16 protein-coding genes are annotated in these 19,171 nt (G+C 72.1%); 5 read left to right on the top strand and 11 right to left on the bottom strand.

The features are described from left to right. Position 1: 1 nt before the first annotated feature. From ABGB11_RS01750 to ychF, 8 genes are all read right to left on the bottom strand, one after another. Positions 2-1,063, bottom strand: a complete 1,062-nt coding sequence (locus ABGB11_RS01750; protein ID WP_347628024.1) for an NlpC/P60 family protein — start codon at positions 1,061-1,063, stop codon at positions 2-4. Continuing rightward, positions 1,060-1,689 carry a hypothetical protein gene (locus ABGB11_RS01745; RefSeq protein ID WP_347628022.1) on the bottom strand — a complete coding sequence of 210 codons (630 nt, stop codon included), beginning with the start codon at positions 1,687-1,689 and terminating at the stop codon, positions 1,060-1,062. Before ABGB11_RS01745 ends, ABGB11_RS01750 begins: the two co-directional genes overlap by 4 nt. Further along, complete coding sequence (locus tag ABGB11_RS01740; RefSeq protein WP_347628020.1) at positions 1,689-4,118, bottom strand: type IV secretion system protein; 2,430 nt, start codon at positions 4,116-4,118, stop codon at positions 1,689-1,691. Before ABGB11_RS01740 ends, ABGB11_RS01745 begins: the two co-directional genes overlap by 1 nt. Next, on the bottom strand, positions 4,115-6,604 hold the full coding sequence (locus tag ABGB11_RS01735) for an ATP-binding protein (protein ID WP_347628018.1): 2,490 nt from the start codon (positions 6,602-6,604) through the stop codon (positions 4,115-4,117). Before ABGB11_RS01735 ends, ABGB11_RS01740 begins: the two co-directional genes overlap by 4 nt. 157 nt (positions 6,605-6,761) lie before the next feature. Beyond that, positions 6,762-9,269 (bottom strand): TcpE family conjugal transfer membrane protein, encoded by a 2,508-nt coding sequence (locus tag ABGB11_RS01730; RefSeq protein ID WP_347628017.1) that lies wholly within the window; start codon positions 9,267-9,269, stop codon positions 6,762-6,764. A 56-nt stretch (positions 9,270-9,325) separates the two neighbouring features. After that, the gene (locus ABGB11_RS01725) at positions 9,326-9,595 is read right to left on the bottom strand and encodes a hypothetical protein (RefSeq protein WP_081842922.1); all 270 of its coding nucleotides are present in this window, start codon (positions 9,593-9,595) and stop codon (positions 9,326-9,328) included. Positions 9,596-9,673: 78 nt separating this feature from the next. Then, complete coding sequence (locus tag ABGB11_RS01720; protein WP_347628015.1) at positions 9,674-10,690, bottom strand: conjugal transfer protein; 1,017 nt, start codon at positions 10,688-10,690, stop codon at positions 9,674-9,676. 448 nt (positions 10,691-11,138) lie between these two features. Continuing rightward, the gene (gene ychF, locus ABGB11_RS01715) at positions 11,139-12,230 is read right to left on the bottom strand and encodes a redox-regulated ATPase YchF (protein WP_347628013.1); all 1,092 of its coding nucleotides are present in this window, start codon (positions 12,228-12,230) and stop codon (positions 11,139-11,141) included. Positions 12,231-12,383: 153 nt separating this feature from the next. On the opposite strand from ychF, the gene ABGB11_RS01710 reads away from it, so the two are divergent. Further along, positions 12,384-13,718: a DNA recombination protein RmuC gene (locus tag ABGB11_RS01710; RefSeq protein ID WP_347628011.1), complete on the top strand. Its 1,335-nt coding sequence runs from the start codon at positions 12,384-12,386 to the stop codon at positions 13,716-13,718. Between the two features lie 56 nt (positions 13,719-13,774). Beyond that, entirely contained in the window at positions 13,775-14,314 is a 540-nt protein-coding gene (locus tag ABGB11_RS01705; RefSeq protein ID WP_347628009.1) for a DUF6542 domain-containing protein, read from the top strand. Positions 14,315-14,348: 34 nt separating this feature from the next. On the opposite strand, the gene ABGB11_RS01700 is transcribed toward ABGB11_RS01705, so the two are convergent. After that, positions 14,349-15,314, bottom strand: coding sequence for a 4-hydroxy-3-methylbut-2-enyl diphosphate reductase (locus tag ABGB11_RS01700; protein WP_347628007.1), 966 nt, complete (start codon positions 15,312-15,314; stop codon positions 14,349-14,351). A 139-nt stretch (positions 15,315-15,453) separates the two neighbouring features. Here ABGB11_RS01700 and ABGB11_RS01695 point away from each other — a divergent pair, with 139 nt between their 5' ends. Further along, positions 15,454-16,383 carry a hypothetical protein gene (locus tag ABGB11_RS01695; protein WP_347628005.1) on the top strand — a complete coding sequence of 310 codons (930 nt, stop codon included), beginning with the start codon at positions 15,454-15,456 and terminating at the stop codon, positions 16,381-16,383. Between the two features lie 85 nt (positions 16,384-16,468). Here the strand turns inward: ABGB11_RS01695 and ABGB11_RS01690 are convergent, their stop codons facing one another. Beyond that, complete coding sequence (locus tag ABGB11_RS01690) at positions 16,469-16,894, bottom strand: MarR family transcriptional regulator (protein ID WP_347628003.1); 426 nt, start codon at positions 16,892-16,894, stop codon at positions 16,469-16,471. A 98-nt stretch (positions 16,895-16,992) separates the two neighbouring features. Between ABGB11_RS01690 and xseA the strand changes: the two genes are divergently transcribed. Further along, the gene (xseA, locus tag ABGB11_RS01685) at positions 16,993-18,207 is read left to right on the top strand and encodes an exodeoxyribonuclease VII large subunit (RefSeq protein WP_347628001.1); all 1,215 of its coding nucleotides are present in this window, start codon (positions 16,993-16,995) and stop codon (positions 18,205-18,207) included. 10 nt (positions 18,208-18,217) lie between these two features. After that, the gene (locus tag ABGB11_RS01680) at positions 18,218-18,454 is read left to right on the top strand and encodes an exodeoxyribonuclease VII small subunit (protein WP_347627999.1); all 237 of its coding nucleotides are present in this window, start codon (positions 18,218-18,220) and stop codon (positions 18,452-18,454) included. Between the two features lie 11 nt (positions 18,455-18,465). Here the strand turns inward: ABGB11_RS01680 and ABGB11_RS01675 are convergent, their stop codons facing one another. Then, positions 18,466-19,155, bottom strand: a complete 690-nt coding sequence (locus ABGB11_RS01675) for a DUF4245 domain-containing protein (RefSeq protein WP_347627997.1) — start codon at positions 19,153-19,155, stop codon at positions 18,466-18,468. Positions 19,156-19,171: the final 16 nt, after the last annotated feature.

Below are 19,171 nucleotides of genomic sequence, written 5' to 3'. Positions count from 1 at the left end.
GTCAGCCGCCGGGCTGCCGCACGGCCAGCTCGGAGACCTTCTTCTTGAAGTCGGGCCGCGCCAGCGGGCGGGTCACCCCGACCCAGTCCGACCGCTTGTAGGACTTCACGCCGATCGCCGGCACGCACGTCGAGCAGCTCGCCACGATCATCTTGCCGTTCCCGATGACCATGCCGACGTGGCCGGGGTTGTTCGCCGACGTGCCCGGACCTGAGTTGAAGAACACCAGGTCGCCGGGCTGCTCCTTGCCCTTGCCGACCTTCACGCCGAACGGCCACTGCTGGAACGTCGTGCGCGGGATGCTCAGCCCGACCTGCCGGTACGCGGCCTGGATGAGGCTGGAGCAGTCCCACGCGTCCGGCCCGTTCGCGCCGAACACGTACGGCTTCCCCCGCTGCGCCATCGCGAACTTGATGATCTGCTGGACGATCCCGCCGACGTTCGCCGGAAGGTCGTTGTCCTCGCAGTTGATGCCGTTCGCCTGGACGACCTTGAAGTCGCCGCCGACGTACCGCTTCGCCCAGTCGAGGACGAGGTCCACGTAGTCCCACGAGTGGTTGTACTGGAAGATCGCGGTCTTCATGCGCTGCGGGGCGCCGTTGTGCTTGAGGTAGGCGGCGGCGGACGGGATCGCGTCCGCGGGGTCGTAGCGGTCCTTCTTGCCGTCCTTGTCGCCGTCGACCCCGAACTCCTTGAACGTCCCGGCGAGGAACTGCATGGGGCCGCCCGCGCCCGCGTAGTTCTCCCCGCTGCTGACGCCCGGGAGCCTCGACCTGCCGTGGTCGGTCTCGACCTTGCCGATGCCTGCCAGCACGTTCCACGGGATGCCGTACTTCTTTCCGGCGCCGTGGTAGAGGGAGAGGTAGTTCGAGGGGACGGCCTTCGCGTCGTTCGCCGCCGCGGGCTGCGCGCCCGCGTTCGCGGTATCCACGCAGTTGCCGTCGAGCCCACCTCCGAAGAGGAACTGGCTTCCGGAGAACAGGATCGGGACGGACACCAGCGCGACGAACATCGCCACGGCGACACCGAGGCCGCCGACGAGCAGCATCCGGCGGGGGTTCATCCGGTGTCACCCGCCTGGCCGGCGTCGGCGGGCGCGAAGGCGTACACCTTGAGGGAGCCGCCGTCGCGCGCCACCGTCACCGCGTACTGCTCCTTGTCGGTGGACGTCTTGCCGCTCTTGGTGACCTGCTGCGTGCCCGTCACGAGGAAGATGAGCGAGTTGTCCTCGATGTTGCGGACCTGGTCGAGCGACGCCGACCCCCGCGCGACGAGCTGCTCGCGGCGGCGCTCCTCCAGGATCCCGGGCGTGGCCGCGCCCTGCGCGAGCCGCTCCTCCAGGTCTTCGGTGGCCAGGCCGGACAGGCGGCTCAGGAAGGTCTCGGGGGTCTCGTCGTAGCGGTACGTCCCGTAGGCGGCGACGAACCGCTGCGCCATCTCGGCGGCCGTGGCGAACTCCTGCCGGGAGAACGGCAGCAGCCGGTAGATGTCGAAGTCGGCGGGGTTGACGGCGTTCTGGATGCCGGGCGGGGGCGAGGCCGGGCCCGTCGGGCCGGCCGTCGCGGACGGGCGGGCCCGCGGCTCGTCGTCGGGCTCGGGCGCCGCGACCGTCAGGTAGACGCCCACGGCGGCGAGCACGACGACGAGTCCCGCGAAGAGGAGCTTGCGCCGGCGGTCGGTCAGGTTCATCACTCGTCCCGTTCGGGCTCACCGGACGGACGCTCGACCGGGCGCAGCCAGAACGGGATCGGCGGGCCCTCCTGCGAGCCGCTGCGGCCCCACAGCGGCGGGGGCGTGCGCCGGGCGGCCGGCTCGGGGCGCGACGGCGCGCCTCCGGAATTCCCGGAGCCTCCGAACAGGCCGCGCTGCCGGGGGACGTTCGCCGCGGACCCGCCACCGCCGGAGCCGCCGCCATTACCGCCACCGCCGCCACCGGAACCGCCAGAGCCGCCGTTGGCGCCGCCGCCCGCGGAGCCGCGGCCGCCGGAGGAGCCGGAGGAGCGCCCGCCGCCGGTGAACCAGCCGCCGCCACCGCCTCCGCCGCCGGAGCCGCCGTTTCCGCCGCCTCCGCCACCGCCGCCTCCGCCGGTGACACCGCCGCCGTTTCCGCCGCGTCCGGCCCAAGAGGTCGGGCGGACGGTTCCCTTGCCGGAGCCGGTGCCGCCTCCGCCGGGCTCACCGCCCGCGTCGCCGCCCTTCGCGACCGTGACGCCGCCGGGGCGGGTGGCCGCCGCCGTGCCGTCGGACCGGCGGTCGCCGGAGACGCCCGCCCGGGACGGCAGGTTGAGGGGCGGGGCACCCCGCCGGGACCGTCTCTGCTGCGCCGCCGCGGCGCCGCCCCGGGGCCGTGCGGCCAGCACCGGCGCGTCCTCCGGCGACTGGTCCTCGCCCGCCCCGTTGGCGAGCCGGTCGGCCGCGGCCGCGGTGCCCACGCCGCCCTGCGTCCCGGCGGCGATGGGGACCGCGTCCTTCTCGGCCCTGCGGAGCATCTGGTACGCGTTCGCGCCCGGGATCGCGGCGATCGTGTTCTTGCGCGCCTGCGCGACCGACTTGTTGAGCTCCGCCTCGCTCTTGTCCCGCGACCCGACCGCCGAGTAGCCGACGGCGGAGAACAGGTGCTGGAACGGCTTGCGGTACACGAACGCCGCGAAGGTCACCAGCGCGATGAGCAGGATCTGCAGGCCCCACGGCAGCGTCTCGCCGAGGATCAGGCTGTACGCCCACAGCAGCAGCGAGAGCACGCCGATCAGCGCGGCCTGTTTCAGCAGCATGGACAGCAGGAGTTCGAGCCATCGGACGGCGATGACCCGCCCGATGCCGGGATGTATCCCGATCCCGAGGAAGATCGGACCCGCGACGAGCAGCAGCAGGAACGCGATCTTCACGACGATCAGCGCGGTCGCGATGACCATGATCAACAATCCCGCGACCAGTGCCGCGAAGAGCGCGCCGAACGCCACCGCCAGCCTGTTCTGCCAGTTCTTGCCCTGGAACAGCGAATACGTCTCGGGATGGTTGTCCTTGATGTTCTTGGTGACGTCCTTGTAGGCGTCGGCCTTCTTCCCCAGGTCGACCTCGTTCTGGCCGTACGTCTCCGGAAGGTCGACCGCCTGCGACCACAGCAGCTTGTCGGCGTTCTCCTTGACGACCTTCGCGTTGGGGTCGGTGGTGCCGAACTCGCCCTGCAGCCACGGCTTGCAGACCAGCGCCACCCACAGCGCGTTCGCGTTGGAGGTCGTCGAGTCGAGCTTCTGCGACACCGCAGGATCGGGTCTGCCGTTCGGGACGGGAATACACGTCCCGCCCTTGGTGTCGCTATGGGGCAGTGCCGCGTTGAAGGCGGCGCTCGTCGCCTCGGACACCTTCGTCCCGAGGGTGGTGAAGTCCGCGGGCCGTGCGATCAGCCAGACCAGCCCGACCATCGCGGCGACCATCCAGACCACGCCCTCGGTGACCTTGCTGGCCCGCTTGCGGACGAGACCCCACCAGGCGAGCCACATCGCGCCGAGGATGACCACCCACGACCAGTAGCGCGCGTTGAACGTCTTGCCCATGTTGGTGATGACACCGTCGACGGTGTCCTTCAGCCAGCCCAGCAGGGACTCCGACGCGGCGGCCTGGTAGACGCTGATCGTGGTCCGGTCGATCGCCCGGACGACGGTGAACGTGGTGTTGGCGAGCGCGTTGCCCATCAGCGACATGGCGTCCGAGCAGCCCATGTCGACCGCGTACCAGCTCTGGCCCGCCATGCCGTACCGGTCGTAGTAGGTCAGCTGCTCCGCCTTGGACTTCTGCAGCTTCTCGTCCGGGTAGTCGGGCGGCTTGATCATGCCGTCCGTCCCGGAGCCGTACTGCTCGGGCGGCGGGTTGTCCGCCGGACGGCACGCGTCGTTCGGCGTCGGGAGGCCCGGATGCGGGATCGACGCGGACGCGGGCGACAGCGGCCCCGTCATGAACAGCGCCATGAAGACCAGCAGCAGCACCGAGCGGCGGGTCCTCGGCCGGCGGCGGACGCGGCGGTTCGCGCGGTCCCGCCGGCCGGCGGCACAGACGGCGGGGTCGAGCCCTTCGCCGGGCGAGCGCTGCAGGCCCGCCATCCGGTCGCGGGTACCCCTCATCGGCCGACCTCCTCGACCTCGGCCCCCGCTGCGGTCAGTTCGGACGTGCCCGGACGGCACCGGGTCGGGTTGGTGTCCAGCCAACGCTGCAGTTCCTCGGAGATCAGGTCGACGCCGATGCGCCCGGCACGGCCGTCGAGGTCACGGAAGATGCATTCGCCGTTGCCGAGGTTGCGCAGCACGGCCCTGTGCTCGTCGGACGCCTCCACCCCGAGGAGCGACATGACGTTGCCGACCTCGACCCGCTCGGTGGAGCGGAACGAGAACACCGACGACAGGCAGTTCGTCACCTGTTCGTTCAGCAGGTCGCCCGCGTTCTGGGAGACCAGGATCAGCGCGGTGTTGCGGGAGCGGCCCATGCGGGACACCTCCGGCACCAGCTTCGCACCCTCGGGCGTCGCGGTGATCGCCCACGCCTCGTCCAGGAAGATGGCCTTCGGGAGCCGCCGGTCGAGGCCGTGCATGAGGCGCCGCGCGAACTGCGACACCAGGTACATCAGCGCCACCGACAGGCGCTGCTCGTAGGAGTAGTCCTCCCGCGAGATGGTGACGTCCGGCAGGGTGAGCCCGCCGAGCGTGAAGACCGTCGTCCAGCCGGCGGTGTCGATGCGCTCGCCGCCGGACGGGTCGAAGCACAGCCGCGCGAGCCGCATCTCCGACATGGAGCGCAGCACCGCGCCGAGGTTCTTGGACGCGGGGTCGTCCGCCGCCTCCAGATGGTCGACGACGCGCCCGAGCGACGGCCGCTCCCCGTTGGCGACCGCACCGACCGCCTGGATCATCGCGGACTCGCGCTCCTCCGACATCCGCGGCAGCAGCAGCCGCAGCGTCTCGGTCGCCATCGTCTTCATCGTGGCGAGGTCGTCGCCGAACGAGAACGGGTCGAGCAGGCCGGGCGCCGCCGACCCGAGCGGCAGGATCCGCGCCTTGCGGCCCCGCGCCTTCAGCAGCTCCACCAGGGACTCGGCGTCGCCCTTGGGGTCGATCGCCGCGACGGTGACCCCGCGCAGCGCCATCTGGTAGATCAGCAGCAGCGCGAGCGTGGTCTTGCCGCCGCCGGGCTCACCGGTGATCGCCACGGCGGTCGGGCGGTTCCGGGCCGCCGCGACCAGCGGGTCGAAGTGCACGATGGACCGGGCCCGGCCGAGCGTCTCGCCGATGTACGGGCCGATCCACCCCGCGGCCTCCTCGTCCGGACGGTCCCCGAGGTCGACGGTCGCGATCGGCATGCCACCCGCGATCGTCCGGAGCGGCTGGCGCTGCGCGTACGCGTTCAGCCGGATCTGGTCGCCGGGCAGCGACTCCAGGAACAGCGAGAACTGGTCGCCGGTCGAGTTGACGACGTCGATGCCGATGTCGCGGTAGTGCTCGACGACCGCGTCCACCCGCTGCGCGAGCAGGTCCTCCGTCGGAGCGGACACGATCAGCCGGTGCCACCCGTACACGAACGGCAGCCGCTCCTTGGTGATGCCGTGCTCCAGCATCCGGGCCGCGTCGATCTGCTCCGCCAGCGCGATCGGCGCCTCCGCGCCGGCCTCCCGGATGTGCTGGTCCATGTCGCGGGCGTGCGCCAGCTTGCGCGAGACGTCCTTGGACGCCTTCGCCGGCGGGATCAGCTTCATCCGCGCGCTGATCTCCACGGGGAACGGGAGCGCGTCCGAGTAGTGGAGCCAGGGCTCCCCGTCCGGGAACGGCATCATGTCGGGGAACCGGGCGAACGACAGGTAGGCGACATAGGACGTGGCCGTGGCGCCGCCCCCCGCACCCGTGAAGTTCGGCTGCTCGACCCGCAGGTACGAGCGCCCGTTGTGGATGGCGCCCTCCACCAGCGACTCGATCTCGCCCTTGCCCCACGTCCTGCGCGGGACCGCGGACGGCGGCGGATCGGCGAGTGACCCCGTCACCGCGTGCTGGAACAGCCACGCCACCTCGGTGGACGTGGCGTGCCGCGCGTACAGCGCGGACCCGCCGAGCGCGCGCCCGATCCGCTCGGCCTGGTCCGTCCAGCGCCCGATCTCCTTCTTGTCGATCGCGTCGTCGTGCACGCCGAGGACGTTCTCGCTCTTCTTGTAGAACCCCATCAGCTGCGACAGGACACCGCCCGACAGGTGGGCGCCCATGCCGCGCTGGCCGAGCCTCACCCCGAGGTAGACCTCCTTGGTCCAGAAGTCCTTGGCCCACACGTGCGCGTAGGTCTCCTCCAGGTACTCCCGCCACCCGGGGCCGCCGTCGGACGTCCGGTCCAGGGCCAGCGCCCACTCGGCCGCCGGGTACGTCCGGTGCGCGATCCGCAGGTGCACCTCGGCGTCCTGCATCCGGATGCCGGCGAGCGCGATGGTGATGTTGGTGGCGAGCGCCTCGCGCTCCTCGCCCGTCGTGAACTCGTACGACACGGTGGGCAGCCGGAAGTACGCCCAGGCGGCGTTGTCGGTGAGCAGCACGCGGTCGTCGAAGTACCGCACGGCCAACCGGCTCGACTTGCTCATGCCGCCCTCCTTCCGGCCCCTGATTCTCCCGGCGCGCGGAGGGCCGCGCAGGGTTGTCCGGGAGAGTGTTGGCCATCCGGACGGTCATGAACGTCAGGCGTGTCCGCCAGGAATGCCCGGCTCGCCGCGCTCTCCGCTAGGTGCCCGCGAGGGGCGCTCATCGGGTGGCCTCCTGCTCCTGCTGAAGCTCCTGGTAACGCTCGGGCATGACGGTGAAGCCGCCGGCCACGACGCCGGCGAGGGCAAGATAGGCACGCCGCGTCGGCGTGCGCAACGACTTCAGCTCGTTGCGCGGCGCGCGGTCCATGCTCAGGTGATCATCCCACGGGATGCGCACCAGCGCCCGGCAACGCCCCCGCGCCACGGCCTCGGCCTGCTCGACGTCGTCCATGCTGCGGCGGCTCACCCCGTTGATGACGGTCACGGCGCGCGAGCGCAGCTCCTCGTACCCGTGGCCGTCCAGCCACTCGAACGTCATCGCGACCGCGCGCGGCGCGTCGGCGCTGGCCGGCGCGACCAGCACGATCTGGTCCGCGTACGGCAGGACGCGCGCGACCACGGCCGCCGCCGCGTCCAGCATCGTCACCGAGTAGAACCGGTCGAGCGTGCGGATCGCCAGCGCGTAGTCGCGGTCGTCCAGCGCCTGCAGCGGGTTCTTCCCCGCCGCGATCACATCGAGCCCCGACTTGGCCTGCGAGGTGTACCGCCGCATCGCCGTGAGGCTGCTGACCTGGTCGGCGCGCGTGATGAGCCCCGTCAGCGTCTCGTTGGTGTCGCTGCGCGTCCGCCGCGCCAGCGCCCCGGGCCCCGGGTTCACGTCGATCGCCACGACGGGCTCGCCGTTGTGCTGGGCGAACGTGTGCCCGAGCATCAGCGCCGTGACGGTCTGCCCCGCGCCCCCGGTGCACCCGAGCACCACGACGTGCCGCGTCCCGTGGAACGGCTGCTGGATCCGCTGCTGGTACTCGGCGTCGATCTCGCCGTGCCCGCCGCCGACCGCGTGGATGAGCCGCCGCAGCCCGCCGCTGGTGACCTCGTGCTCGGGCCCCGGCGGCGTGATGGCGGGCCCGGACGGCGGCGGCGCCGGAGGCGGCGGCAACGGCCGCGGCCGGACGGGCGAAGCGGGCTGGGACCGCACCTCGCGCGGTGGCGCCGCCTCCTCCGCCGGCGGCGGCGGAGGTTGTCGGACCGGCGTCCCCTGCGCGGCCGGAGCCCCCGCCTCGGGAACCGGCGGCCACATGAGGTTGTCGGTGACCGCCGGCCGCAACGGCTTGGAAAGCCCCTTCGACCAGGGCCGTGGAGGCTCCCGCAGAACCCCCTGCTGCTCCTGAGCACGAGCGACCTGCTCCTCGGGCGCGGCGCCCTCCTGCGCATGGACGGTCTGCTCTTCAGGACGCTCGGGCCGCGCGGGAGGAACGGACGGGCGAGTCTCCTCGGCGTCCGGACGTGCAGGCTGCTCCTGCGGCTGCCTGGGCGGCCACACCGTCCCAGCACCCGGCACAGGCGGCTGACCCTGCGGCTGCACAGGCTGACCCTGCGGCTGCACAGGCTGCTCCTGCGCACGCACACGCTGCTCTTCGGGCTGCGTGGGAGGCGCAGGCGCGTGGGGCTGCTCGGCGCCTGGGCGGGCGGGCTGCGGCTCGCCTTGGCTCGCGTGGACAGGATGCTCCTGTGGAGGCACGGGGTCGCTTGCGGGGTGCGGTGCCTGCTCCGCCGGCTCCTGCTGGGGGTGGGCGCCGAAGGCGCCGGGGACCATGGGGATGTCGGGGCGGGTCGCCGGCGGGCGCGGGGTGGACGGGGTGTCGCCGTGGGGGGCCCTGTGGCCCGCGACCTTCTTGTCTCCCGGCTCGCCGTTGAACGCCTCCCCGGCAGGGGCCGCGTCCGGGGCGGGCTGCGGGGCGGGGATGTCGGGGCGGGTGTCGGGGGGTGCCTCCGCCCGCCAGACCTCGGCGGGCGCTCCCGGGCGGCGGACGCCGGAGGCGAAGGCGCGCTTGCCGGAGCCGGGGGCCGCCGGCGGGGGCGCCTCCAGCCGCGGTGTCGCCGGCGGGTGCTCGATCTCGGCGGCGACGGGGAGGACGTCGTCCTCGTGGGAGATCTCGCGGGTGGTGCGGCGCCAGGCCTTGGGGGGGACGGCCGGTTCGCGCTGCGCGGCGTACTCGACCAGGGACGGGGGCGCGGCGGCGGCCGCGGGGCGCGGCACCGCGGGCGGGGCGATGGGGACGGGCTCGGGGTCCCGGGCGCGCCGGCGCCGGGACTTGATCGCGGCACGTTCCATCGCGGCGGCCGGGGCGGGGGCCTCGGCACGGCGCCACACGCGGGCCACGATGACGACCTCGCGTGGTTCGCGGATCGGGGTGAGGCGGCACCACGTGCGGGGTTCGGAGAGGTAGCGGCTCTGGGAGAGCAGCAGTTCGGTGAGCCGCTTGCCCTCGATGACGGGGCGCGTCGCCATCCACGTCAGCACGCCCGGCGGGACGATGTACAGGACGTGCCAGGGTGACTCGAAGGGGATCCCGACCACTCTGAGCAGCACGATCCAGGGCACGAACACGCCGAGGAACACGCCGATCTGGACCAGCGGCAGCGGCATGGGCAGCCGCAGGTCGTACAGCTTGTAGAGCCGCTTCTCGATGCGCCAGATGTTCGTGTACGTGGGTAGATCCACGCCCCTACTCCCCTAACTGCGCGAGCGCCGTGCCGCCTGCCGACCTCCGGGCGAGATCAGGAGACGTCCACGCCGAGGGCCTTGGCTATCGCCTTGGCCGTGGTCTCGATGATGTTCGGCACGTAGAAGACCACCCCGATTCCTATCGCCAGCACGATGAATTGGACGAAACGCGTTATTTCTCGGGTGAACAGGAAGAAGATCGCCACAATGGAGACGATCACGAGGAACAGCGGGCCGAATATCTGGCGCAGCCAGTCGGCGAGCTGGTCGGTTTTCAGTTCGTCGTCGGGCGCCGCCAGAAGTTCGTGCGGAATCGACGCCATGATGTGGTGCAGCATCGACTGACTACCTTCCTAGGTCGGCGGACTCGCTGGGGGTGTTGGTGTTCAAATCGCGGCCTCTCATGACGCGTCTGGTTCCGTGGTGCCGCGAATGTCCTGGACGAGCCAGGTGGTGCCCTTCTTGACCATGGCGACCTGGTAGGACTGCTCCAGTTCGCCGCCGCCTCCTCCGGCCGGCTGCCACACCACGGTCGCGGTGACGGTCCGCTCGCCGCCCGGTCCCTTGGGCGCGACGACCTCCTTGACCTGCACGAAGGTGACGGAGTTGGCGAGGCCCGCGATCGTCGTCCCGTTGGAGAAGCGGGACAGGGCCTCCTGGTTCCCCCGGGCGTACTCCTGGAAGAAGGTGCCGAGGAAGGGCTGGAGCTCGGTTTCGAGGGCGGTGTCGCGGTCCTGGACCCCGTCCTGGGGAAGCTGCGCCTTGCTGGGCGGGGGAAGCAGGGCGGGGCGTGCGGACACGACCAGTGAGCCGCTCTTGTCGGCGTACACGGGAACGGCGAGGCGGAGCCATCTGTCGGCCGTCCGGGCGAGCAGCGTCACGGTCGCGTTGTTGGCGTCGCGGGCGTCCACTCCGGCGACCTGGACGGACTGAACCTGCATCTTCCCGACGCCGTTCCAGCCGAATTGGGCGTCGGCGCCGTCGGGCAGGAAGGTCCGCATTTGCGCCTCGCGGGCGGGGGCGCTCTTCTGGTCGAAGTTGAGATAGACGTTCGCGAACTGCAGCGCGAACGCGCCCGCGGCGCTGGACGGGAATCCCGCGTTCTTCGGGGGCTTGGACGCGGCGGGCGCTCCGCCGGAGGCCTCGCCGGCGGTGAAGCGCTCGAACGGGGCGCGGACGCCGTTGACGAGGATGACGAGGATGAGCGCCCAGAGCACGGCGCGCCCGACCCAGACCCACCAGCGCCCGCCGGAGCCGCCCCAGCGGCCGCCTCGCGTGCCGCCGCCCCTGCCGCCGGACCGTCCCCGCTCCGGCAGGTCCCACGGGTCGGCGGACGACGCGAGCGCCCGGCCGGGCGCCGCCGTCTCGTCGACTACGGCGGTGTCACGGCCGCGTCCCACGGCCGACCTGCGAGCCATCCTGCCTCCGCTCGCGCCTCGCCCCCGGTCGGCGCGGTCATGTGTACCTGGTCATCGTCCGGTGGTCCTTTCTGAACCCACCTCGGGCCCAGGGTAACCACGGGCGTCAATTGTTCCAGCGCATCCCAGCCAAGCACAGCCCCGGCACGCGGTTGTGGATAATGCAATCCACCTCAGCAGGAACGGGGAAGATTGCCAAACGGTGACGATCCCCTATCCAAGGCTCCGAACAGGGCGCAGGTCGACGTACCGGACAAGCGCGGCGACTCGGAAGTTGCTTGGTTACCGACTGGCGACGGCGACCGCAATCTGTTCCCGAAATACTCCGGCAAAGTGGCGTAATCGCGACATACCACAACAAAACGCCCAGCTCAGCGGCCACGCGCGTCTCGCGGGCCTCCGCTGTCGCCGAAATCACACCGGTCACGCCCGAGGCGGGCGGTCCGCGTCAGACGTTGAAGCGGAACTCCACGACGTCGCCGTCCTGCATGACGTAGTCCTTGCCCTCCATGCGGACCTTGCCGGCGGTGCGGGCGGCGGCCATGGACCCGGCGGCCGTCAGGTCGTCGAACGAGACGATCTCGGCCTTGATGAAGCCGCGCTGGAAGTCGGTGTGGATGACGCCCGCGGCCTCCGGCGCGGTGGCGCCCTTGCGGATCGTCCAGGCCCGCGCCTCCTTCGGCCCGGCCGTCAGGTAGGTCTGCAGGCCGAGGGTGCCGAAGCCGATCCGGACGAGCTGCGACAGGCCCGGCTCGTCCTGCCCCATGCCCTGGAGCAGTTCGAGGGCCTCGTCGTCGGGCAGCTCGATCAGCTCCGCCTCGATCTTGGCGTCCAGGAAGATCGCCTCGGCGGGCGCGACCAGGTCGCGCAGGCGCGCGCGCAGAGCCTCGTCGGTCAGCTCGCTCTCGTCGAGGTTGAAGACGTAGAGGAACGGCTTGGCGGTGAGCAGGTGCAGCTCGTGCAGGAGCGCCAGGTCGATCCCGGCCTTCTCCGCGCCCGCGAACAGGGTGACGCCGTCGTCCAGGAGCTTCTGCGCGGCGTTGACGGCGTCGACGACGGCGAGCTTCTCCTTGTCCTTCTTGGTGCGCGCCTCCTTGTCGAGGCGCGGCAGCGCCCTCTCGATCGTCTGGAGGTCGGCGAGGATCAGCTCGGTGTTGATCGTCTCGATGTCGCGGGACGGGGCCACGTCGCCGTCGACGTGCGTGACGTCCGCGTCCTCGAACGCCCGGATGACCTGGCAGATCGCGTTGGTCTCCCGGATGTTGGCGAGGAACTTGTTGCCGAGCCCCTGCCCCTCGGACGCTCCCTTGACGATCCCGGCGATGTCGACGAACTCCATCGTCGCCGGGATGATCTTCTGGGAGCCGAAGACGTCCGCCAGCACGGCCAGCCGCGGGTCGGGCACGCCGACCACGCCGACGTTGGGCTCGATGGTCGCGAACGGGTAGTTGGCGGCCAGCGCGTCGTTCTTGGTCAGCGCGTTGAACAGCGTGGACTTGCCGACGTTGGGCAGCCCGACGATTCCGATGGAGAGGCTCACGGCCGTCAAGTTTATGGGCGCCGGCGCACCCCTCGGGCTGCCCGGAACCTCCGGTGGGCCTCCCGTTGGTGAACAGTGGGCCAAATGCCCGGGACGCGGGGCGGCCCGGCGCGTCGCGGTCGCCGATCGGCGCCGCGCTGTCACGATGAACGGATGGACCTCGCGCTGTTCGCCGGACTCCTCGTCGGCGCCGTCTTCGGCGCCGTCGCCGGATACGCGCTCGCGACGAGCCGGCAGGGCGCGCTGATCGCGCGGGCGCGGGCGGCCGAGGAGAAGCTCGCCTACGCCGAGGAGCGGATGGCCGAGCACTTCGAGAACCTGTCCGCGAAGGCGCTCGACGCCAGCAACCAGCGGTTCCTGGAGCTGGCGGACGCGCGGCTCAAGGCGGCCGGGGCCGAGGCGGCCGGCGAGCTCCAGCGGCGGCAGCAGGCGGTCGAACATCTCGTCGCGCCGCTCAAGGAGACGCTCGCCAAGGTCGAGGAGCAGCTCCGCGAGGTGGAGACGGGCCGCCGCGAGTCGCACGCGATGCTCGCAAAGCAGGTCGACTTCGTCCGGCAGAGCTCCGACCAGCTGCGCCGCGAGACGCAGTCGCTCGTCCGCGCGCTGCAACGCCCCGAGGCGAGGGGACGCTGGGGCGAGCTGCAGCTGCGCCGCGTCGTGGAGCTGGCCGGGATGGCGCACCACTGCGACTTCGACGAGCAGGCCACGTCCGCCACGGTCGACGGGACGGTCCGTCCCGACATGGTGGTGCGGCTGGTGGGCGGCAAGAGCATCGTGGTCGACTCGAAGGTCTCGCTGGCCGCGTACCTCCAGGCCGCGGAGAGCGGCGACCCGGTGCGCCTGGACGCGCACGCGCGGCATCTGCGCGACCACGTCGACCGCCTGGCGGCCAAGTCGTACTGGCAGGCGTTCAGCCCGGCGCCCGAGTTCGTCGTCCTGTTCATCCCCGGCGAGGCGTTCCTCGCGCCGGCGCTCGACCGCGACCCCGGGCTGCTGGAGTACGCGATGCGCCGCCGCGTGCACATCGCCACGCCGACCACGCTCATCACGATGCTGCGGACGGCGTCCTACGCGTGGCAGCAGGCCGCCCTGTCGCGCAACGCCCGGGCCGTCTTCGACCTGGGCAAGGAGCTGTACGAGCGGCTGGGCACGATGGGGCAGCACGTCGACGAGCTGGGTCGCGCGCTGACCGGTGCCATCAAGTCCTACAACCGGACGGTCGGTTCCCTGGAGACGCGCGTGCTCGTCAGCGCGCGCAAGCTGAACGAGCTGGGCGTCGTCGACGACGGGCTGGACGGCCCGGACCCCGTCGAAGAGAGCCCCCGCGCGCTCTCCGCGGCCGAGCTGACCGCGTACGGCGAACCCTTCGGCAGCGGCGGCCGTCTCCCTGAGGAGGAAGGGTCCCAGCCAGACCCGGCCGCGGAACCGGTAGGTTTCGGCGGGCGGGCCATCCCTGAGCCAGACGATCGGCGAAAGAGGTGGCGATGACTTCATCGACGGTACGCGACGCGCCCGGGGGCGCCTCGCCGGCCCCAGGGGGTCCAGTGAGTCGGCAGCGCGGTGTCTCGTCCCGGTCGCGGTCGGCCGGCCCGATCACGCTGACGGGACGCGGCGGGATCGTGGTCATGTTCGGCGCCGGCGTGGTCTGCGGGCTGCTGTCGAGGTGGCTCGGCGTCGGGCTGCTCGCCGGCGCCGGGTTCGCGATCGGCTGCGCGCTCGCCGCGTTCGCCACCCGCCCCGCCGACCTCCTCACACTCGTCGTCAGCCCGCCGCTGGTGTTCTTCGCCGCCACCGTCACGGTGGTGTTCACCACCACGCTCGGCAACGGCTCGCTGCTGCGCGGCATGACGGTCGGCCTGCTCACCGCGCTGGCGGCGACCGCGCCGTGGCTGTTCTTCGGGACGGTCCTGGTGGTGGTGATCTGCCTGGCCCGCGGCCTCATGACGAACGTCAGGGAGCTGCAGGACAAGCTGATCGGGGTCCGCCTCTTCGAGAAGGAGGAGAACGAGAACCCCGTCCGCTGGGACGAGTCCCCCACCACGACACAGGAGCGCCGCCGCACGCACCACGGCGACGTGGACTGAGCGTGCGGCGGCTCCCCGGCGATCGGACGGACGATCAGACGGGCGTGATGCGCAGGTCCTTGCGGAGCTCCTTCGGAAGGGAGAAGCGCATGCTCTCCGGCACGGACTCGACCTCCTCCGCCTCACCGAAGCCGCGGTCGGCCAGCCAGGCCAGCACCTCCTGGACCAGCTCGTCCGGGACGGACGCGCCGCTCGTGACGCCGACGGTCGTGACGCCCTCCAGCCAGGCGGGGTCGATGTGCTCGGCGTAGTCGACGAGGTGGGCGTCGTCGGCCCCGTGCTCCTTGGCGACCTCGACCAGCCGGACCGAGTTCGAGGAGTTCGTCGACCCGACCACGATGACGAGCTGCGCCTGCGCCGCCATCTCCTTCACGGCGACCTGCCGGTTCTGGGTGGCGTAGCAGATGTCGTCGGACGGCGGGTCCATCAGCTTGGGGAACCGCTCGCGGAGCTTCTCGACCGTGGCGATGGTCTCGTCGACCGACAGCGTGGTCTGCGACAGCCACGCCACCTTCTCCGGATCGCGGACCTTCACGTTGGCGACGTCGTCCGGGCCGTCGACGAGGTGAATGTGGTCGGGGGCCTCGCCGGTGGTGCCGATGACCTCCTCGTGACCCTCGTGGCCGATCAGCAGGATGTCGTAGTCCTGCGCGGCGAAACGGACGGCCTCCTTGTGGACCTTGGTCACCAGCGGGCAGGTGGCGTCGATGGTGCGCAGGTCGAGCCCCCGGGCCTCCTCGTGGACGACGGGCGCGACGCCGTGCGCGGAGAACACGACGATGGAGCCCGCGGGGACCTCCTCGGTCTCGTCGACGAAGATCGCACCCCGCTCCTCCAGCGTCTTGACGACGTGCACGTTGTGGACGATCTGCTTGCGGACGTAGATCGGCGCCCCGTACTTCTCCAGGGCGATCTCGACCGTCTCCACGGCCCGGTCGACGCCCGCGCAGTAACCACGCGGTTTGGCGAGCAGGACACGGCGCTGGCTGTTGGCGGTCATGGCTCTATCGTACGAGTGGCCACGCTGTGACCCACTCCACGGCCCTTTTGGACAGAAATCCACTAACCCGGGGTGACCGTCCTCGCACCCATGGGGCAGAGTGAGTTTCGACGAGACGAGGCAGGAAGAGGAAAGTCCGATGACGAAATCGCCGCGCCGCCTCAGGGAGCAGGTCCGCGACACGGTGGGCGAGCAGGTCCGGGACCTCCCGCTGCACGCCGTCCGGCTGGCCATGTTCGGCGTCGGCCGGGCACTGCTGCTCAGTGACCGGGTGACCCGGGACTACAAGGAGATCACCGAGGGCGGCGGCGTCAAGCCGGTGATCGGGCGGCTGCGCGAGGACGTGCAGACCACCGCCGAGAAGGTCGTCGGAAAGGTCGTCGAGCGCGTCCGCGGCGAGGAGCCCGAGCCCGGCGCGAAGGCGGAGCCCGCCCGCGGGAGCGGGCCGGCCGCGGCCCGGCCGGCCGCCGAGGAGATCTCGGTCGGCAAGCCCGGCGCGTCCACCGCGCACACGCCGAAGCACGCTCGTCCCGGCCCGTCGAAGCCGCCGAAGCCGGCGAAGCCCGGCGCCCTCGGCAGGCACCACGCCCGGACGGCGGAGGAGTCCGGCCCCGTCGCGCGGCCCGCGCCGAAGCCGGTGCCGTCCGAGCCGAAGCCGGAGCCCGCGCCGCAGGCCGAGCCCGCACCGAGCCCGAAGCCCGCCGACCCGAAGCCCGCGGAGTCAAAGCCCGCCGAGTCAAAGCCCGCGGAGTCAAAGCCCGCCGAGCCGAAGGCCGAGGAGACCAAGGCCGAGGAGACCAAGGCGGAGGAGAGCAAGGCGGACAAGGCGGCGTTCGAGCCGAGGCCGGAGACCAGGCCCGCCGCGCCCGCCGAGGCCGAGCACCTCGCCGCCGACCTGCCGGTCCCCGACTACGACAGCGCCTCGCTGCCGCAGCTGCGCGCCCGGCTCCGCGGCCTCACCGTCGACCAGGTGAAGCTCCTGCGCGAGTACGAGAGCAAGCACGCGGGACGTGAGGACGTCATCCGCATGTACGAGCGCCGCATAGCCAAGCTCAACGGGAACACCTGAGCCACCGAGAAAAGCCCCGGCGACCGCCGCCGGGGCTTTTCCATGCCCGCGTCCGCGCCGCCCGGGCGACCGCCCCGGCGGCCGGTCAGGGCGCGCCGAGGAGCTTGTCGAGGGCGGGCAGCGCGGCGGCGACCGCGGCGCGCTCCTCCTTGGTCAGGTCCGCGAACCGCTCGGCGAGGAAACCGATGCGCTGCTCCCGCCCGGCGGCGAGCCGGTCGCGTCCCGCCTCGGTGAGCCCGGCGGTGACGACGCGGGCGTCGGCGGAGTCCCGGCCGCGCGTGACGAGCCCGTCGCGTTCGAGCCGGTTGATCTGGGCCGTCATGGTCGGCAGCCGGACGCCGTGCTCGTCGGCCAGCTCGGTCATCCGGCGCGGGCCGTGCTCCAGCGAGCTCAGCACCGACAGCTGCTGGCTGGTGATCGGCTGGTCGGCGCTGACCCGCCGGAGCATCAGCACGACATGGCGCAGGCGCCGGTTGAGCTGCTCGGCGAGCTCGCGTTCGGAGGCGGTCACGGTCTCTCCTCGTGTCGGTCGGCCGATCCGGATTCCGGCCTACTCATGATCGCGCGGCGCTCGTCCACGCGCACAGGTCCGCACCGTAGGCTGCCCGCATGGCGATGGAGACCACGGCCGAGTCCCCGGTTCCGGTGCGCACCGTCCTGCAGGCGGTGAGCGGGTGGATCGGGAAGCTCGGCCGCATCTGGGTCGAGGGCCAGATCACCGACCTCAACGCCCGGGGCGGGACGGTCTACCTGACGCTCCGCGACCCGGTCGCGAACATGTCGGTGCGGGTGGTCGGCCCGCGCGCGGTGTTCGAGGCCGCCGGTCCCGCGGTGACCGACGGGGCCCGGGTCGTGGTGCACGCCAAGCCCGACTTCTGGATCAACCGGGGGACGTTCTCGCTCAGCGCCCTGGAGATCCGGCCGGTCGGCGTCGGCGAGCTGCTCGCCCGCCTGGAGCGGCTCAAGCGGGTGCTCGCCGCCGAGGGGCTGTTCCGGCCCGAGCGCAAGCGCCCGCTGCCGTTCCTGCCCGGGAAGATCGGGCTGATCTGCGGGCGCGACTCCGACGCCGAGCACGACGTCCTGCAGAACGCGCGGCGGCGGTGGCCGGCGGTGGCGTTCCGGGTGGAGAACACCGCGGTGCAGGGTTCGTACGCGGTCGGCGAGGTCATGGAGGCGCTCCGCACGCTGGACGCCGATCCCGAGATCGATGTGATCATCATCGCGCGCGGCGGGGGCGCGATGGAAGACCTGCTGCCGTTCTCCGACGAGGCGCTGGTCCGGGCGGTCTCCGTGGCCCGCACCCCGGTGGTCAGCGCGATCGGGCACGAGCAGGACAGCCCGCTCCTGGACCTGGTCGCGGACGTGCGCGCGTCCACCCCGACCGACGCGGCGAAGAAGACCGTCCCGGACGTGCGGGAGCAGCTCCAGCTCGTCCGGCAGCTGCGCGACCGCGGCCGGCGGTGCCTGTCCGGCGCGGTGGAGCGGGAGGTGGCGTGGCTGCGGTCGGTGCGGTCGCGGCCCGCGCTGGCCGACCCGATCCGGGAGATCGAGCGGCAGTCCGAGCAGGTCACGGCGCTGCGCGACCGGGCGCGCCGGTGCCTGTCCGCGGCGCTGGACCGGGCCGGGGACGAGCTGTCGCACACCCGCGCCCGGCTGCTCGCCCTCTCCCCCGCCGCGACGCTGGAGCGCGGGTACGCGATCGTCCAGCGGGACGACGGGTCGGTGGTGCGGGAGTCGGCCGCGGTCAAGGACGGGGAGAGCCTCACCGTCCGGCTGGCGGAGGGCCGCCTCGGCGTGACCGTGTCCGAGCGCGCGGGGTCGTAGGGTGGGGCGGGTGGCGGACGACAAGGAGACGGCGGAGAAGCCGTCGTACGAGCAGGCGCGGGACGAGCTGGCCGAGGTCGTCAAGCGGCTGGAGGCGGGCGGGCTCACGCTGGAGGAGTCCCTGAACCTGTGGGAGCGCGGCGAGCGGCTCGCCGCGATCTGCGAGGAGTGGCTGGAGGGAGCCCGCGCGCGGCTGGCCGCGGCCCTCGACCGGCCCGAGAACGGCGACGCCGCCGCACCCTTCTAGTCGTCTTCCGTTCAGGAGCGGGGCGTGGCCGTCGCGGACGGGGTGAGCTTCGCGTCCTTCTGCTGCGGCCGCAGGGAGGCGGCCAGGACCGCCAGCTCCTCGTAGGACGCGGTGCCCGTCACGACGAGGCTGACCCCGTCCGGAAGGGTCCGGGCGAGCGAGTTCGCCTTCTTGTCCTTGCGGTAGTACGTGCTCCACGTGACGCCGTTGACCTGCCGCGTGCCGGTCGGCGTGCTGCTGTTGGTCATGCGCGGGACGTACTCGGACGCCTTCTCGTTGCTCTGCTCCAGCGCCGCGTACTCGTCGCTGGGCGTGACGAAGCCGAGGTGCCACGCGACGGGCTTCCGTCCGCCGGAGTCGAGCCCGGACACCCGCGAGCTGGTGGGACGCCACCGCGGGCCGAGGTTCTCCGGCGAGTACACGGTGAAGGGCGCCTCGTTGCGCATCGCCCACAGCTGCGAGCCGTAGTCGACGGTCGGCAGGACCTCCTCGTTGCTGCGCGGCGTGATGACGTAGATCGCCAGCACCAGCAGCAGGCACGCCCCCATGGCCATGGCGAAGCCGCTGAGGCCCGTGGTCAGCCGCTTGTGCACGCCGGGGCTGACCTGCACCACGGGACGTCCCGCCGGGGCGCCCTGGTCCGGCGCCGCGTCGCCCTGGGGCGGCGCCTCCTGCTCGCGTGTCGCGTCCTGCTCGGTCACCCCTCCAGGATCCCCC

The organism is Actinomadura sp. B10D3 (genome assembly GCF_039871695.1).
In the GTDB taxonomy this organism is placed as follows: Bacteria; Actinomycetota; Actinomycetes; order Streptosporangiales; family Streptosporangiaceae; genus Spirillospora; species Spirillospora madurae.
The sequence above is the reverse complement of the archived record's forward strand: the minus strand, read 5'-3'. Positions and strand labels throughout refer to the sequence as shown.